The sequence below is a fragment of the Streptomyces sp. Xyl84 genome, assembly GCF_059731885.1.
On the sequence record NZ_AP029182.1, the window covers coordinates 3,957,486 to 3,973,839 of the forward strand.

A 16,354-nucleotide genomic window follows, 5' to 3' on the forward strand; every position below is an offset into this window, starting at 1 on the left:
GGGGAAGCGGCCCCGCCGGATCCGCTCAGGCACCCACGTACCGCGCCAGATGCTCCCCCGTCACAGTGGAGCGCGCGGTGACCAGGTCCGCCGGTGTGCCCTCGAAGACGACCCGGCCGCCGTCGTGGCCCGCGCCCGGGCCGAGGTCGATGAGCCAGTCGGCGTGGGCCATGACCGCCTGGTGGTGTTCGACGACGATCACCGACTTGCCGGCGTCGACGAGGCGGTCGAGCAGGCCGAGGAGCTGTTCGACGTCGGCCAGGTGGAGGCCGGCGGTCGGCTCGTCGAGGACGTAGACGCCGCCCTTGTCGCCCATGTGGGTGGCGAGTTTGAGGCGCTGGCGCTCGCCGCCGGACAGGGTGGTGAGGGGCTGGCCGAGGGTGAGGTAGCCGAGGCCCACGTCGGACATCCGCTGGAGGATCCGGTGAGCGGCGGGGGTGCGGGCCTCGCCCGCGGCGAAGAACTCCTCGGCCTCCTCGACCGGCATCGCGAGCACCTCGCTGATGTCACGGCCGCCGAGGCGGTGGCCGAGGACGGACGCCTCGAAGCGCTTGCCCTCGCACTCCTCGCAAGTGGTGGCGACCCCGGCCATCACGGCGAGGTCGGTGTAGATGACGCCGGCGCCGTTGCAGGTGGGGCAGGCACCCTCGGAGTTCGCGCTGAACAGGGCGGGCTTGACGCCGTTGGCCTTGGCGAACGCCTTGCGGATCGGGTCGAGCAGTCCGGTGTACGTCGCCGGGTTGCTGCGGCGCGAGCCGCGGATCGGGGTCTGGTCGACCGAGATCACGCCCGCCCCGGCCGGGATCGATCCGTGCACGAGCGAGCTTTTCCCGGACCCGGCCACGCCGGTGACCACGCAGAGCACACCGAGCGGGATGTCCACGTCGACGTCGCGCAGGTTGTGCGCGTGCGCGCCGCGGATCTCCAGCGTGCCGGTGGGCTCGCGCACCGTCTTCTTCAGCGCGGCCCGGTCGTCGAGGTGGCGTCCGGTGACGGTGCCGGCCGCCCGCAGCCCCTCGACCGAGCCCTCGAAGCAGACCGCACCGCCCGCCGCGCCCGCGCCGGGACCGAGGTCGACGACGTGGTCGGCGATCGCGATCACCTCCGGCTTGTGCTCCACTACCAGCACCGTGTTGCCCTTGTCCCGCAGCCGGAGCAGCAGGTTGTTCATCCGCTGGATGTCGTGCGGGTGCAGGCCGGTGGTGGGCTCGTCGAAGACGTACGTGACGTCGGTGAGCGAGGAGCCGAGGTGGCGGATCATCTTGACGCGCTGGGCCTCACCGCCGGAGAGGGTGCCCGCCGGGCGGTCCAGCGAGAGGTAGCCGAGGCCGATCTCCACGAACGAGTCCAGGGTCTGCCGGAGCGCGGCCAGCAGCGGCGCCACCGTCGGCTCGCTCAGGCCGCGGACCCAGGCGGCCAGGTCGCTGATCTGCATCGCGCAGGCGTCCGCGATGTTCACCCCGGCGATCCGCGAGGAGCGGGCCGCCTCGCTGAGCCGGGTGCCCTCGCACTCGGGGCAGGCGGTGAAGGTGACCGCGCGGTCCACGAACTCCCGGATGTGCGGCTGCATGCCCTCCTTGTCCTTGGCGAGCATCGACTTCTGGATCCGCGGGATCAGACCTTCGTAGGTCATGTTGATGCCCGCGATCTTCATCCTGGTCGGCTCGCGGTGCAGGAAGTCGTGCAGCTCGGTCTCGGTGAAGTCGCGGATCGGCTTGTCGGCGTCGTAGAAGCCCGACTCGCTGTAGAGGCGGTGGTTCCAGCCGCCCGACTTGTAGCCGGGGACGGTGAGCGCGCCGCCGGAGAGCGACTTGGAGTCGTCGTAGAGCTGGGTGAGGTCGAGGTCGGAGACGGTGCCCCGGCCCTCGCAGCGCGGACACATGCCGCCGGTGATGCTGAAGCTGCGGCGCTCCTTCACCGTCTGACCGCCGCGCTGGACGGTGACCGCGCCCGCCCCGCTGATCGAGGCCACGTTGAAGGAGAACGCCTTGGGCGAGCCGAGGTGCGGCTCGCCGAGCCGGCTGAAGAGGATGCGCAGCATGGCGTTGGCGTCCGTCGCGGTGCCGACCGTGGAGCGGGGGTCGGCGCCCATCCGCTGCTGGTCGACGATGATCGCGGTCGTCAGCCCGTCGAGCACGTCGACCTCGGGCCGGGCGAGCGTCGGCATGAAGCCCTGGACGAACGTGCTGTACGTCTCGTTGATGAGGCGCTGCGACTCCGCGGCGATGGTGCCGAACACCAGGGAACTCTTGCCCGACCCGGAGACGCCGGTGAAGACCGTCAGCCGGCGCTTGGGGATCTCGACGCTCACGTCCTTGAGGTTGTTCTCTCGCGCGCCGTGCACGCGGATCAGGTCGTGGCTGTCGGCGGTGTGCGGCGCGGACGGCCGGGCGGAGGGGGCGGACCCGGAGGAGGGGGAGCGCCGGCCGCCGGTGTCGCCGTCCGTCCTCGTGACCGTGCTCATCGTGTCTCCGTCCGTTGCCGTCCGCCGGCGCGTCCCGCCGTGGTGTCCGTCGCCGCCACGGTAACCGCGGGCCGCGCGGGCGCGCTTCTCGATTCCTGACCGGTTGGAGCCGGTCGGGGCCGGTCGGAGACGGCCAGGATCGGTCGGGGTCGGGGTCGGGGTCGGGGTCGGGGCCGGGGGCGGCCGGGCGGTGCGGGCCGTCAGGTGCCGGGTGGGGGCACGGGCCCCGGTGCGGCGGCCCTGGCCCCACCAGGAGGTTCCGCGTGCCCAGGCCGAACGCGGTGCCGGCGTAGAGCGAGGCGGCGCCGAGGACCCCCGTGTGGGTCGTGCGGTCTCCCTGCCAATTCCCCCCGGGTGCCGGACGCGGTCCGCCTCCTTCGCCGCGTTCCCTCGTCCGCCGTTTCCCTTGTGGCGCGTCCGTCTTCCCCGGACCCGCCCCCCGGGTCGCACGGACGCGGAGGAGCCCCCTCTCCGTGCTTCCCGGGTTCCCGGTGGAGGAGAGGGGGCTCAGGACCGGCCGCGTGCCGTCCGGATCAGCGGCGGTGGTCCCCGCGGTGCCGGCCGTCGCGGTGCTGGTCGCCGTGGCGGTCGCCGCCCCAGCTGACGGAGTCGACGAAGCGGTGGTGGTCGTTGCGCAGGGTGGCCGTGTCGCGCCGGTCCCAGACGGAGACGCGGCGGTCCTGGTAGAGGTCACGGCTGGTGTCGTGGCCGTAGCCGGTGTGGACGCGGACCGTGGCGCGGCCGTCGAGACGGTAGTGGCGGAAGGTGTAGGTGTGGCCGTGCTCGTCGGCCAGCGTCCATCCGTCGAGGTCGACGTCGCGGCGGCTGTTGTTGGTGATCTCCACCCACTCCGTGTTCAGCGCACGGGCGAAGTGGTGGGCGCGGTCCCTGTTGTCGAGGTGGACGCCGCTGATCATCACGCCCTGGCGGTGCGTGTGGTGCGGGGCGTGGTCGGCCGCGGACGCGGGCAGTGCCGCCATCCCGATCAAGGCACCGGCCGCGACGGCGGCCGCGGTCAGGCGGCGGGCGGTCCAGGAGACGGAAACGGACACGGACACAGGCTCTCCCTGCTGGTACGAGCACCCGCCGGGCGCGGAACCGGGCCGCGCGGAGCGGTGTGCGGTGTGCGGTGGCGGCCGGGCCGGCCGCGCCCCCACACTTTGTCCGGTCTGCAACGACATGCGGGCAGTGCGCGCACTGTGTTACCGATTGACCATATTTCTGTGACTCTCGGGTGTATTGCCCATCCAGGTGTCCTCTGTTGTTTCTGACGCCCCGACGGGTGCGAAGTCCCCGCGCGCGCCGGGGGCGTCACCCCAAAGTGGGTAACGGAGAGGGGGCCGGGCGCCGCCCCCTCGGGAACGGACCCACACGTGACGCGGGGCCCCGGCGGCATCGCCGGGGCCCCGCGTCGAGTCGTCCTGTCAGCCGCACTGGCAGGGGCCGCCCGACTGGCAGCCGCAGCCGCAGCCCGAGCCGCAGCCGCAGGCTGCGAGGAGCGGGAGGCGCCTGGGCTCGGCGGGCTGCTCGGTCTCACGGTTCCGGGCGGGGTCGGGGGCAGTGCTGGGGGATTCGGCCATGGGTCCTCCTAGAGGCTGGTGCCTTCGCCCATTCCATGCCCGTTCCGCCGGGCGCATCAACGGCGCACAGTGGCTCGTTCCCCCGCCCCCGGACCCTGGCCCCCGGGACCGCGGCTCACCATCCGCCGCCCGGGTCCGCCGGCTGCCCCAGGTCATCGCCCGCCGCCCGGGACCGACGCCGCCCGGGTCCGCCGCCCGCCGCCGGCCGTCCGCTCAGGCCCCGTCGACCTTCGTCACCGGCTGGATGTCCTGCTGGAGATCGTCGGCGTGCTCGCCCGTGACGAGGTAGACCACGCGCTTGGCCACCGCCACCGCGTGGTCGGCGTACCGCTCGTAGTAGCGGCCGAGCAGGGTGACGTCCACGGCGGTCTCGATGCCGTGCTTCCAGCGGTCGTCGATCAGGTGCTGGAAGAGGGTGCGGTGCAGCAGGTCCATCTCGTCGTCGTCCTGCTCCAGCTGGAGGGCCAGGTCGACGTCCTTGGTGACGATCACCTCGGCGGCCTTCGCCATCAGACGCTGGGCGAGCTGCCCCATCTCCAGGATGGTGGCGTGCAGGTCCTGCGGGACCGCCCGCTCCGGGAAGCGCAGCCGCGCCAGCTTCGCCACGTGCTGGGCCAGATCGCCGGAGCGCTCCAGGTCCGCGGACATCCGCAGCGAGGTGACGACGATCCGCAGGTCCGTCGCCACCGGCTGCTGCCGGGCCAGCAGGGCTATGGCCCGGGCCTCCAGGTCGTGGTGGAGTTCGTCGACCTTCTGGTCGGCCTCGATCACGCTCTCGGCCAGCTTCAGATCGGCGTCGAGGATGGCGGTCGTGGCGCGCCCGATGGCCGACCCGACCAGCCGGGCCATCTCCACCAGTCCGTCGCCGATCGAGTCCAGTTCCTCGTGGTACGCGTCCCGCATCGTCGGTTCCCTCTCGTACGTCTTCGTTCGTGCCGGCCAGGGGTGCCAGTCGGGGGTGCGATCCCCACGCTCCCACGTTCCGGCCCGTACGCGTCCGTTTCCGTCACCTCAAGTGAACCGTCGCTGGCTCCAAGGTGAACTCTGGGCGACGAGTGTTCGAGGTCGCACCCGGACGGGTGCGGGCAGGACGTACCCCATGCCTAACCTGGTCGCATGGACGTGAACGCGGCGGTCGCCGCAGCGGCAGCGATCGCCGGAGTGCTCACCGGTGTGATCGCCATGCTGGCGTTCCGCTTCAGTGAACGGGAGCAGAAGCGTCCGACGCGTACCTCGCTGCACACCGACGCGGTGCTGCCGCCCGGCGTGGACACGGTCCTGTCCGTGCTGCGCTCCTCCGCCGTCGTCCTCGACGAGGCCGACGCCGTCGTCAAGGCCAGCTCCGCCGCGTACGCCCTCGGGCTGGTCCGCGGCGGCAAGCTGGCCGTGGAGCCCATGCTCCAGATGGCCCGCGACACCCGGCGGGACGGGGAGATACGGCAGGTCGAACTGGACCTGCCGCGGCGCGGCACCGGGCGCGGCGAGGCCCTCGCGGTCTCCGCCCGCGTGGCGCCGCTGGGGTCGCGTCTGGTGCTGCTGCTCGTCGAGGACCTGACCGAGGCCCGCCGGATCGAGGCCGTACGACGCGACTTCGTCGCCAACGTGAGCCACGAGCTGAAGACGCCCGTCGGCGCGCTCTCCCTCCTCTCCGAGGCCGTCATGGACGCCTCGGACGAGCCCGAGGCCGTGCAGCGCTTCGCCGGACGCATGCAGATCGAGGCGACCCGCCTGACCAACCTGGTCCAGGAGCTGATCGACCTCTCCCGGGTGCAGAACGACGACCCCCTGGAGGACGCCGAGCCGGTCCGCGTCGACGAACTCGTCGCCGAGGCCATCGACCGCTGCCGCCACCAGGCCGGCACCAAGCAGATCACCATGGCCACCGGTGGCACCGCCGACCTGCGGGTCTGGGGCAACCGAGGCCAGCTCGCCGCGGCCCTCGGCAACCTCGTCGAGAACGCCGTCAACTACTCCCCGGCCCGCACCCGCGTCGGCATCGCCGCCCGCAGGATCACCGTGCCGGGCGGGGACCTCGTCGAGATCGCCGTCACCGACCAGGGCATCGGCATCTCCGACAAGGACAAGGAGCGCATCTTCGAGCGCTTCTACCGCGTGGACCCGGCCCGCTCACGGGCGACCGGCGGCACCGGCCTGGGCCTCGCGATCGTCAAACACGTGGTCGCCTCGCACGGCGGGGAGGTCACGGTGTGGAGCGCCGAGGGACAGGGGTCCACCTTCACGCTGCGGCTGCCGGAGGCCGCGGCGGGCCGCCAGGCACGCGACCGGGACCGCGCGCAGGAACACCCGGCTCTCGACGAGGAGGCCGCAACCGGACGGCCCCGCACGGCGTCCTCCCCGTCCTCCCCGTCGTCATCATCACGGTCCTCCCGGACCTCACCGTCCTCCCGGACCGCGCAGTCCGCCCGGACCGCACCGCCGGCACAGCACGCACAGCCCTCGAAGGCGCCGTCAGCGCAGACATCGCCGTCATCACAGTCGTCACCGTACGAACCGTTTACCGCCCCGGAGGTCCTTTCGTGACCCGAGTGCTCGTCGTCGAGGACGAGGAGTCCTTCTCCGACGCCCTGTCGTACATGCTCCGCAAGGAGGGCTTCGAGGTCGCCGTCGCGGCCACCGGGCCCGACGGACTCGACGAGTTCGAGCGCAACGGCGCCGACCTCGTCCTCCTCGACCTGATGCTGCCGGGGCTGCCCGGTACGGAGGTGTGCCGCCAGCTGCGGGGCCGCTCCAACGTCCCGGTGATCATGGTGACCGCCAAGGACAGCGAGATCGACAAGGTCGTCGGCCTGGAGATAGGCGCCGACGACTACGTCACCAAGCCCTTCTCCTCCCGCGAGCTGGTCGCCCGGATCCGCGCGGTGCTGCGCCGGCGCGGCGAGCCGGAGGAGGTCACCCCGGCGGCGCTGGAGGCCGGTCCGGTCCGCATGGACGTGGACCGGCACGTCGTCACCGTCTCCGGCACCAAGGTCGACCTGCCGCTCAAGGAGTTCGACCTGCTGGAGATGCTGCTGCGCAACGCCGGCCGGGTGCTGACCCGGATGCAGCTCATCGACCGGGTCTGGGGCGCCGACTACGTGGGCGACACCAAGACGCTCGACGTGCACGTCAAGCGGCTGCGCGCCAAGATCGAGCCCGACCCGGGCGCCCCGCGTTACCTGGTGACGGTCCGCGGCCTCGGGTACAAGTTCGAGCCGTAAGCCGCGCGCCGTCGACCGTGATCCGTAGGCCGCGGGCCGGCCGCCGCGGTCCGCGGAGGTACGACGAAGGGCGGCACCCCTGCGAGGGGTGCCGCCCTTCGTCGTCTGCCGTGCGGTACCGCGCCAGAGTCACCGACCGGCGACCCGCGACCTGCGGGTGGTGACCGGTGACCGGTGACCAGCGGCCGGGATCGGTTACTGCGCCGAGCCGCCCTGGTTCACCGAGTCGCCCGCGCCGGTGCCCGTACCCGTGCCGGTGCCCGTACCCGTGCCCGCCTCGCCGGTCGAGGCCGAACCCGTCGGCGTACCGCCGGCCGGGGTCTTCGGGCTCTGCGACGTCTTGGGCGACTTCGGCGTCCCGGACGTCCCCGGCTTGCCCGTGGCGGACGCGCTCGGGGCGCCCGGGGCGCCCGGCGCGGCCGGGATGCTGCTCGGGCCCCACTTGTCGAAGTAGCTGGAGGCCGGCACGACGAAGGCCCGCAGGCTCACGTCACCGGCCTTGCTGAAGGAGAAGGTGATCTTCTGGGCGTTGCCGTCCTTGACCACCGGGCCGGGGTCGGCCAGCGCCGCGGAGGCGTTGCCCTTGCCGCCGACGATGACGGAGCCGTGGGGCGGGACGGTCAGCTTGCCCTTGCCCTGGGCGGGGGTGATCTGGGCGGTGCCGCCGCCGTCGACGCGGACCGCGTCCAGCGTCTGGGGCGTGCTGCCGTTGTTGAAGACGGTCACCGAGACGACGGCCGGGCCCTTGGTCTGGAAGCCGGGCTGCGTGATGATCAGCGCGTTCTGGACCTCGATGTCCCCGACGGTGGTGGCCGCGTTGTCCGGCTTCACCTCGAGCGTCTGGGCGTTGTTGCCGGCGCCGCAGGCGGCGAGCGAGGCGATCGAGAACGCGATGGCGGCGGCGGCGAGGGCGCCGCGTCGAAGGCTGCTGCTCACGGCGGCGGCAACTCCTTGAACGTGGGCGGTACAGGACGACTCCCTTATAAAGCCGCCCTAAGTGTCTGTCAGCGGGCTTAGGTTACCGAGCCGTTCCCGGGGCCTCGCACCCGACCCGCCCCTGGACGCCCCCGGGCACCCGGACACCGCTGCCCGTACGGCCGCCGGGAAGCGTTCCCGGCGCCCCCGCCCGGCCCTCTCCGGGCGCTGTCCGCCCGGTCCCGCCGGACGCCCCACGGCGCCCGGCCCGTGACGCCGCCTCTCCTTCACCCGGGCGGCCGCCCGCCGGACGCCTCCCCTTACGACACGCCAGACGCACACCACGCCATACGGGTCAGACGTCACGACGCCCGGGACATGGGCGCGGGCATAGGGGTCGGCAAACGCCCGCATACCCGCCGGCTCACGCCATGGCTTACGCGCCGTCTTACGCCCCCTCTAACCTCCGCGTTTCGCTTCGGGTGGCTGAGCTGGTGTGATGGCCGTGAAATGGGGGTTCTGGTTGTTGGCAGCCGGGCGGGCATGGTCGAGGCCCGACGCGCGGGTCGGGTTCTCCAGGGTTCCTCGGTCGTGGGTGTGCAGGGACGGTGCCGAGGTTCAGGTGGCTGGCCGTGGCAGCGCCGCTAGGCGGGCGAATGCGCTGGTCAGCTCGTTTCGCCAGGGCCAGGTCGCGGCGATCCGCAGGTGCATGCGGCGTCCGCCGCGAGTGATGCGGGCAGCGGCGTGCAGCAGCCGGTAGCGGAGCTTCTTCGGCTCGGCGGCTGCCAGTTCGCCTTCCAGTAGCAGGATGCGTGTCCAGGCGAGCAGGTCGAGGGCGGTCAGGGACAGCTCCAGCCACGCTTGGTTGACCTGGAAGTGTCGGGAGGGGAAGCGGCCGAAGCCGGTGGTCTTGCCGCAGCGGATGCGGTCCTCGACGCGGGCGTGCGCGCGGTGGCGAACTTCCAGGTGCTGCAATGAGCCTTCGCCGTAGGCGGTGTCGGTGAGGAAGACCTGGTGGCGCATGCCCTCGTCGAGATCGAACAGGGAGAGCTGGGCGCCGGGATGCGGGCGCTCGCGGCGGACGATGACCCGAGTGTCCTCGGGCAGGCCCGGCAGGTCGACCAGGCCGGTGAGCTCGGCGACGTGGGCGCCTTGTCGCAGGGTGCCGTCCTGTTCGAGGGCGGGGTGCCAGACCTGGTCGGGCAGCTGGCGTATCGCTCGGCGGACCGGTTCGGTGATGGACCATCCGACGGAGAAGGAGGTGTGGATTCCGCGCGAGCGGAGGCCGCGGATGTGGGCCAGGAACGCTTTGGCGGATCCGGCGCTGTCCGCACGGATGAGGATGTCGGTGCCGTGGCGGTGGACATCGGGGAGCTGGGCGAGCGCGGCGTCGAGCACGGTGATGTGGTCCTCGGCGGTGTTGGCCGCGGCGTTTCCGGGCCGCAGCAGGCCGGCCAGGGCCTCGCCGGTGTTGTCGAGGAAGCACAGCAGCGGGTGGTAGCCGAAGCCGTGTTTGTAGGTCGGCGCCGCGTTCTCCTTCTCGGAGTGGCAGGTGACCAGGGTGGCGTCGATGTCCAGCACCAGGCCCGGCAGTTCGCGGCCGCCTGCGCGGGAGGCCGGTATTGCCTCCCGTCTCTCGCCGGCTTGCAGCCAGGCGGCTTGCAGCCAGGCGACCTCGCGGGCGGTGGCACGGGCCGCGCGCAGAGCGCCGAGTGCGGCCGGATCGATGCCCGCCAGCAGGCGCCATGCGGTGGGATTGGAAGCGACCGGGCCGAACACCTCGGCCTGATCGCGCAGCAGGGCCAGGTCGGCGATCGCCTCGCCGCCGTCGGCCAGCATCACCGCCAAGTCCACGGCGATCCGGCCGGGGGCGTGTCCGGTGCCACGCGGCCGTAGTTGGCGCAGCGCGTCGGTGAAGGCCGTGGTCAGGCCGGTGGCATCGGCGAGATCGGCCAGCAGCCGGGACCCGGCATGACTGACCACCCCGCGCCCGTCGGCTGATACGACGAGCTTGGGACGCGACCCGGTAGTGTGCACGCAGAAAGTGCCTTCCTGCTGTGGTGACAGAAGCCCTAGACAAGCCTCATCATCCCAGCTCAGAAGGCACTTTCGCGTTCCCGCTCAAGATCCGGACGCCACCGCAAGTGAAACGCGGAGGCTAACGCGCCGCCATAGCCACTGCCCGACGCGCCGGATCAACCGGATCTTCACCCCGGATCTTCACCCCGGATCTTCGTGCTGGATCTCCGTCGCGGATCTCCATGCCGGATCTCCGTCGCGGATCTCCGTGCCGGATCTTCATGGCGGATCTTCATGCAGGGATCGAGGTGTCGTCTTCGTGGATTTCCGGCCCCGGAATGCGCGTCGGGGGCTGAAATTGATCACCGGTCGCGGCGGGCGTCGATCGGGGGCCGTGATCAATTCCGGATTCGCCCCGACCGGGCCCCGGCGCACCGAACGGAGTAGCGGAAGTCGTGCATCTGGAACGGGACAAAACGGTCTGTTCGGCCGCTTGGACGGACGGCCGGATGTGTGTAACGTACGCGTTTCACCCCGTGCGAAGAGCCCCTCCGACCTGCGGATACCTGTCCGCCGCCGGCTCGTGCGCCCCTTCCGAAGCACGTCCCGGTTGCTGTTGTCAAGCCCCGAGATATGCCCTGACCTGCGAAAACGCCATTCAGAAGACGCCGTATCCGTGTTACCCTGGATAGCCACGGAAGGGGTACCTGTCACATGACGTTCAAGGTTGGCGACACCGTGGTCTATCCCCATCACGGGGCCGCGCTGATCGAGGCTATCGAAACTCGCCAGATCAAAGGCGTGGACAAGACCTACTTGGTGCTGAAGGTCGCCCAGGGTGACCTGACGGTACGTGTGCCAGCGGACAATGCGGAGTTCGTCGGCGTGCGTGATGTGGTCGGTCAGGACGGGCTGGACCGGGTCTTCGAGGTGCTGCGCGCTCCGTACGCCGAGGAGCCCACGAACTGGTCGCGTCGCTACAAGGCAAACCTGGAGAAGCTCGCCTCCGGCGATGTCATCAAGGTCGCGGAAGTCGTGCGTGACCTGTGGCGTCGTGAGCGCGAGCGCGGACTCTCCGCCGGTGAGAAGCGCATGCTCGCCAAGGCCCGCCAGATCCTGGTGAGCGAGCTGGCGCTCGCGGAGAACACCAACGAGGACAAGGCCGAGGCTCTGCTCGACGAGGTCCTCGCGTCCTGACGCGAGGCTTTCCGGTACGGAGCTTCCTGACCGATACGGACCGGTACGGGACACACCGACATCCTGACGCGAGGCGCCAGCCGCGACGTCCATGTCGCCTCTGTTCGGTTTCAGCACGGTAAGTGACATGCCGCGGCATCCGAGGGCGCGAATCCGCCGCCGGGTGCTGCGGCATGGTCGTACCCGCAGACGGATCCGGGACACGCGCGTACCCGCCTCGCGGCGACGACCCGCGTCCTCACGGGTGCACCCGACGGTGACACCCGTACCCACGACGGCGCGGCACAGTCCTGCCCGCGCGGACACCGTGGCCCCCCGGGGGGAAGATCCCCCGATACTGTGTGCCAGCCCGGGCGGTCGGCTCGACCGAGGTCACGGAAGGGTCCGGTCAAGGCGTCGCGCCCGGCACGGTGTGGCCATACCCACGCCGAGCCGGAACACAAACCTGACAGGAACCGATGTCTGACGAACCGCGACCCGCGCCCGCACAGGCCCGGTCCCAGACCCCCGTCGCCGTCGTGATCCCGGCCGCCGGCCGGGGCGTGCGCCTCGGTCCCGGCGCCCCCAAGGCGCTGCGCACGCTGAACGGCACCCCCATGCTCATCCACGCGGTGCGCGCCATGGCCGCCTCCCGCGCGGTCGCCCTGGTGATCGTGGTCGCCCCGCCCGACGGTGCCGCCGAGGTCACCTCGCTCCTCGACTCCCACGCGCTGCCCGAGCGGACCCGCTTCCTCGTCGTGCCCGGCGGCGAGTCCCGCCAGGAGTCCGTCAGGCTCGGGCTCGACGCGCTGCCGCCCGGCCACGACATCGTCCTCGTGCACGACGCGGCGCGCCCGCTGGTCCCCGTGGACACCGTGGACGCGGTGATCGACGCCGTGCGCGAGGGCGCCGCCGCCGTCGTACCGGCGCTGCCGCTCGCGGACACCGTCAAGGAGGTCGAACCGGCCGCGGCCGCGGGCGACCCGGAGCCGGTGCTGGCGACCCCGGACCGGTCGCGGCTGCGGGCCGTGCAGACCCCGCAGGGCTTCGACCGGGCGACGCTGGTCCGCGCCCACGAGACCGTCACCGACAACGTCACCGACGACGCGAGCATGGTCGAACAGCTCGGCGAGCGGGTCGTGGCCGTGCCCGGCCACGAGGAGGCCTTCAAGGTCACCCGCCCGCTCGACCTCGTGCTCGCCGAAGCGGTCCTGGCCCGCCGGAGGCTCAACGATGGCTTCTGAGACCGCCCCCGCGACCCCCGGGCAGCCGCTGCCCCAGGTCGGCATCGGCACCGACATCCACGCCTTCGAGGACGGCCGTGAGCTGTGGTGCGCCGGCCTGAAGTGGGAGGGGCAGGGCCCCGGGCTGGCCGGGCACTCCGACGCGGACGTCGTCGCGCACGCCGCGTGCAACGCGCTGTTCTCGGCCGCGGGCCTCGGCGACCTCGGGCAGCACTTCGGCACCGGGCGGCCCGAGTGGTCGGGCGCCTCCGGCGTCACGCTGCTGACGGAGGCGGCGCGGATCGTACGGGCGGCCGGCTTCCGGATCGGGAACGTGGCCGTGCAGGTCGTCGGCCCCCGCCCGAAGATCGGCAAGCGCCGCGAGGAGGCCCAGAAGATCCTCTCCGAGGCGGCCGGCGCGCCGGTGTCCGTCTCCGGTGCCACCACCGACGGACTCGGCTTCCCGGGGCGGGACGAGGGACTGATGGCGGTGGCCACGGCGCTCGTGGTGCGGGTGGGCTGAGCGCGTGCGAGGGTACCCGCAGAGTCACCGTCGGGTCAGCACCGAGCCTTCGCTGAGCCGTCCGTGAACCGCCAGTGACCGAGGTCCCGGAGGGTGCCCCCATGTCCGCCGTACTGTCCGACCGTCTCAAGAACCTCCTCGACGGCCCCGTCTTCGTCGTCGTCGGCACCGTCCAGCCCGACGGCAGCCCCCAGCTGTCGCCGGTCTGGGTCAAGCGGGACGGCGACGACCTCCTCGTCTCCACCACCGTCGGCCGCCGCAAGACGAAGAACCTGGAGCGCGACGCCCGCGTCAGCGTCGTCGTCCAGGACCCGGCCTCGCCCTACGAGTACGCCGAGATCCGCGGCACCGCCGAGATGACCACCGAGGGCGGCCGGGACCTCATCGACGAGCTGTCCGTGAAGTACACCGGGAAGAAGTACGCCGAGTTCAACCCGGCCTCCGCCCAGGACTCCGAACGCGTGGTCGTCCGGATCCGGGCGCGCAAGGTCGTCGGCGTCCTGTGACCGCCGCGCACCGGCGCGGCCGTGCCCGGCCACGAAAGGGGCGCCGCTTGCGGGAAGGGGCGTGAGGCACTGCCCCCGGCCCACTACCCTGGAGTGGTGACTATTCGCCTGTACGACACCAGCGCCCGGCAGATCCGTGACTTCACCCCGCTCGAGCAGGGCTGTGTCTCGATCTACCTGTGTGGTGCCACCGTGCAGGCGGCCCCGCACATCGGGCACATCCGCTCGGGGCTGAACTTCGACATCATGCGCCGCTGGTTCACGTACCGCGGCTACGAGGTCACGTTCATCCGCAACGTCACCGACATCGACGACAAGATCATCGCCAAGTCGCACGAGCAGCACCGCCCCTGGTGGTCGATCGGCTACGGCAACGAGCGGGCGTTCAACGACGGTTACACCGCGCTCGGCTGCCTGCCGCCCACCTACGAGCCGCGCGCCACCGGCCACGTGCCGGAGATGATCGAGATGATGCGGACGCTCATCGAGCGCGGGCACGCCTACGCCGCAGACGGCAACGTCTACTTCGACGTGCGCTCCTTCCCCGGCTACCTCCAGCTGTCCCGGCAGGAGCTGGACAACCTGCGCCAGCCCGCCGCCGACAGCGAGACCGGCAAGCGGGACGCGCGGGACTTCGCCATGTGGAAGGCGGCCAAGCCCGGCGAGCCGACCTGGCCCACGCCGTGGGGCGAGGGGCGGCCGGGCTGGCACCTGGAGTGCTCGGCCATGGCGCACAAGTACCTGGGCAGCGCCTTCGACATCCACGGCGGCGGCCTCGACCTGATCTTCCCGCACCACGAGAACGAGATCGCCCAGTCCAAGGCCTACGGCGACGAGTTCGCCCGGTACTGGGTGCACAACGCGTGGGTGACCATGAGCGGCGAGAAGATGTCGAAGTCGCTCGGCAACTCCGTGCTGGTCTCGGAGATGGTCAAGCAGTGGCGGCCGATCGTCCTGCGCTACTACCTGGGCACCCCGCACTACCGCTCGACCATCGAGTACAGCGAGGAGGCCCTGCGCGAGGCCGAGTCCGCGTTCGCGCGGATCGAGGGCTTCATCCAGCGCGTGGTGGAGAAGGCCGGCCCGGTGGAGCCCTCCGCCGAGGTGCCGCCCGCCTTCGCCGAGGCGATGGACGACGACCTCGGCGTCCCGCAGGCGCTGGCCGTCGTCCACACCACCGTCCGGCAGGGCAACAGCGCGCTGGCGGCGGACGACAAGGAGGCCGCCGTGGCCCGGCTCGCCGAGGTGCGGGCCATGCTCGGCGTCCTCGGTCTGGACCCGCTGGACGAGCACTGGGCGGGTGAGGCCGCCGACCGCGGCGAGGACCTGCACGGAGTGGTGGACACCCTGGTCCGGATGGTCCTCGACCAGCGCGAGGCCGCCCGCGCCCGCAAGGACTGGGCCACCGCGGACGCCCTGCGCGACCAGCTCGGCCAGTCCGGCCTGGTCGTCGAGGACAGCCCCCAGGGCCCGCGCTGGAGCCTCGGCCCCCGCTGACCCGCCCCCCGGGCGGCCCGGACGAGACCGCGGTCACCGGGGGCCCGCTGTGCCGTCCGGCCGCCCGGGCGGCACACTGCATAGACGTACCGCACAGACGTACTTCTCGTGGAAGTACCTTCATAGACGCAGGAGACGTACGCGGCAGGCGTACGCCGACGCTCCCGACAGAACAGACAGGTAGGTCATGGCCGCTAACAACCGCCGCATGTCCGGCAAGAAGGGCGCGCAGGTCGGCAGCGGCGGCAAGCGGCGCCGCAGCCTGGAGGGCAAGGGCCCCACGCCCCCCGCCGAGATGCGCAAGGGACACGCCAAGCAGCGCGCCGCGCAGGCGAAGGTGCGCCGCACCCAGGGCCGTCCGCCGCAGCGCCGCGGCTCGGGCCGCTCGGCCTCCGAGATGGTCGTCGGCCGCAACCCGGTCGTCGAGGCGCTGCGCGGGGGCGTGCCCGCCACCACGCTCTACGTCCAGCAGTTCATCGACAACGACGAGCGGGTGCGCGAGGCGCTCCAGCTCGCCGCCGAGCGCGGTGGCATCAACCTCATGGAGGCGCCGCGCCCCGAGCTGGACCGCATGACCAACGGCCTCAACCACCAGGGCCTCGTCCTCCAGGTCCCGCCGTACGAGTACGCGCACCCCGAGGACCTGGCCGACGCCGCCGCCGACGCGGGCGAGGACCCGCTGATCGTCGCGCTCGACGGGGTCACCGACCCGCGCAACCTCGGCGCCGTCGTCCGTTCCGTCTCCGCCTTCGGCGGGCACGGCGTGGTCGTCCCCGAGCGGCGCGCGGCGGGCATGACCGCCGGTGCCTGGAAGACGTCCGCGGGGACGGCCGCCCGTACGCCGGTCGCCCGCGCCACCAACCTGACGCGCGCCCTGGAGTCGTACCAGAAGGCGGGCATCACGGTCGTCGGCCTGGCCGCGGACGGCGAGGTCGAAGTGGGCGAACTGGAGGCCCTGGAAGGGCCGGTCGTCATCGTCGTCGGCAGCGAGGGCAAGGGCCTGTCCCGGCTCGTCGGGGAGACCTGCGACTTCCGGGTGCGGATCCCGATGCCCGGCGGCGCGGAGTCGCTGAACGCCGGTGTCGCGGCCGGGATCGTCCTCTACGAGGCGGCGCGCAGGCGCGGCTGACCGCGGTGCCCGGCCGGGCGGCAGCGCCCGGCCGGGGCCCGCACCCGGACGCCTCCCGGAAACATCCGAACGGGTGTTCGTGCGTACACCCGGCCGGGTAAATC

13 protein-coding genes are annotated in these 16,354 nt (G+C 72.0%); 8 read left to right on the plus strand and 5 right to left on the minus strand.

Features of this window, described 5'->3' with window-relative positions:
- Positions 1–25: 25 nt before the first annotated feature.
- The 3 genes from AC6I72_RS17235 to phoU form a co-directional block, all read right to left on the minus strand.
- A complete protein-coding gene (locus tag AC6I72_RS17235; RefSeq protein ID WP_498001750.1) occupies positions 26–2,464 on the minus strand; it encodes an ATP-binding cassette domain-containing protein in 2,439 nt (812 codons plus the stop codon).
- 533 nt (positions 2,465–2,997) lie between these two features.
- Entirely contained in the window at positions 2,998–3,516 is a 519-nt protein-coding gene (locus AC6I72_RS17240) for a lamin tail domain-containing protein (RefSeq protein ID WP_498001751.1), read from the minus strand.
- Positions 3,517–4,257: 741 nt separating this feature from the next.
- The gene (gene phoU / locus AC6I72_RS17245) at positions 4,258–4,947 is read right to left on the minus strand and encodes a phosphate signaling complex protein PhoU (protein WP_498001752.1); all 690 of its coding nucleotides are present in this window, start codon (positions 4,945–4,947) and stop codon (positions 4,258–4,260) included.
- Between the two features lie 213 nt (positions 4,948–5,160).
- Here phoU and AC6I72_RS17250 point away from each other — a divergent pair, with 213 nt between their 5' ends.
- Both AC6I72_RS17250 and phoP read left to right on the plus strand, forming a co-directional pair.
- Positions 5,161–6,585 (plus strand): sensor histidine kinase, encoded by a 1,425-nt coding sequence (locus tag AC6I72_RS17250; RefSeq protein WP_498001753.1) that lies wholly within the window; start codon positions 5,161–5,163, stop codon positions 6,583–6,585.
- 5 nt (positions 6,586–6,590) lie between these two features.
- On the plus strand, positions 6,591–7,262 hold the full coding sequence (phoP, locus tag AC6I72_RS17255; RefSeq protein WP_498004717.1) for a two-component system response regulator PhoP: 672 nt from the start codon (positions 6,591–6,593) through the stop codon (positions 7,260–7,262).
- A gap of 195 nt (positions 7,263–7,457) precedes the next feature.
- Here the strand turns inward: phoP and AC6I72_RS17260 are convergent, their stop codons facing one another.
- Both AC6I72_RS17260 and AC6I72_RS17265 read right to left on the minus strand, forming a co-directional pair.
- Positions 7,458–8,198: a copper chaperone PCu(A)C domain-containing protein gene (locus tag AC6I72_RS17260; RefSeq protein WP_498001754.1), complete on the minus strand. Its 741-nt coding sequence runs from the start codon at positions 8,196–8,198 to the stop codon at positions 7,458–7,460.
- Between the two features lie 597 nt (positions 8,199–8,795).
- Positions 8,796–10,214 (minus strand): IS1380 family transposase, encoded by a 1,419-nt coding sequence (locus tag AC6I72_RS17265; protein WP_498001755.1) that lies wholly within the window; start codon positions 10,212–10,214, stop codon positions 8,796–8,798.
- Positions 10,215–10,910: 696 nt separating this feature from the next.
- Between AC6I72_RS17265 and AC6I72_RS17270 the strand changes: the two genes are divergently transcribed.
- The 6 genes from AC6I72_RS17270 (at position 10,911) to rlmB (ending at position 16,250) form a co-directional block, all read left to right on the plus strand.
- Positions 10,911–11,393: a CarD family transcriptional regulator gene (locus AC6I72_RS17270; protein ID WP_003953493.1), complete on the plus strand. Its 483-nt coding sequence runs from the start codon at positions 10,911–10,913 to the stop codon at positions 11,391–11,393.
- A gap of 458 nt (positions 11,394–11,851) precedes the next feature.
- Positions 11,852–12,616, plus strand: a complete 765-nt coding sequence (gene ispD, locus AC6I72_RS17275; protein WP_498001757.1) for a 2-C-methyl-D-erythritol 4-phosphate cytidylyltransferase — start codon at positions 11,852–11,854, stop codon at positions 12,614–12,616.
- The gene (gene ispF / locus AC6I72_RS17280) at positions 12,606–13,118 is read left to right on the plus strand and encodes a 2-C-methyl-D-erythritol 2,4-cyclodiphosphate synthase (RefSeq protein WP_037857091.1); all 513 of its coding nucleotides are present in this window, start codon (positions 12,606–12,608) and stop codon (positions 13,116–13,118) included. The genes ispD and ispF overlap by 11 nt, the downstream gene beginning before the upstream one ends.
- 101 nt (positions 13,119–13,219) lie before the next feature.
- Positions 13,220–13,624 (plus strand): PPOX class F420-dependent oxidoreductase, encoded by a 405-nt coding sequence (locus AC6I72_RS17285; RefSeq protein ID WP_498001760.1) that lies wholly within the window; start codon positions 13,220–13,222, stop codon positions 13,622–13,624.
- 96 nt (positions 13,625–13,720) lie between these two features.
- Positions 13,721–15,121, plus strand: coding sequence for a cysteine--tRNA ligase (cysS, locus tag AC6I72_RS17290; RefSeq protein WP_498001761.1), 1,401 nt, complete (start codon positions 13,721–13,723; stop codon positions 15,119–15,121).
- A gap of 187 nt (positions 15,122–15,308) precedes the next feature.
- Entirely contained in the window at positions 15,309–16,250 is a 942-nt protein-coding gene (gene rlmB, locus AC6I72_RS17295; protein ID WP_498001762.1) for a 23S rRNA (guanosine(2251)-2'-O)-methyltransferase RlmB, read from the plus strand.
- Positions 16,251–16,354 lie beyond the last annotated feature (104 nt).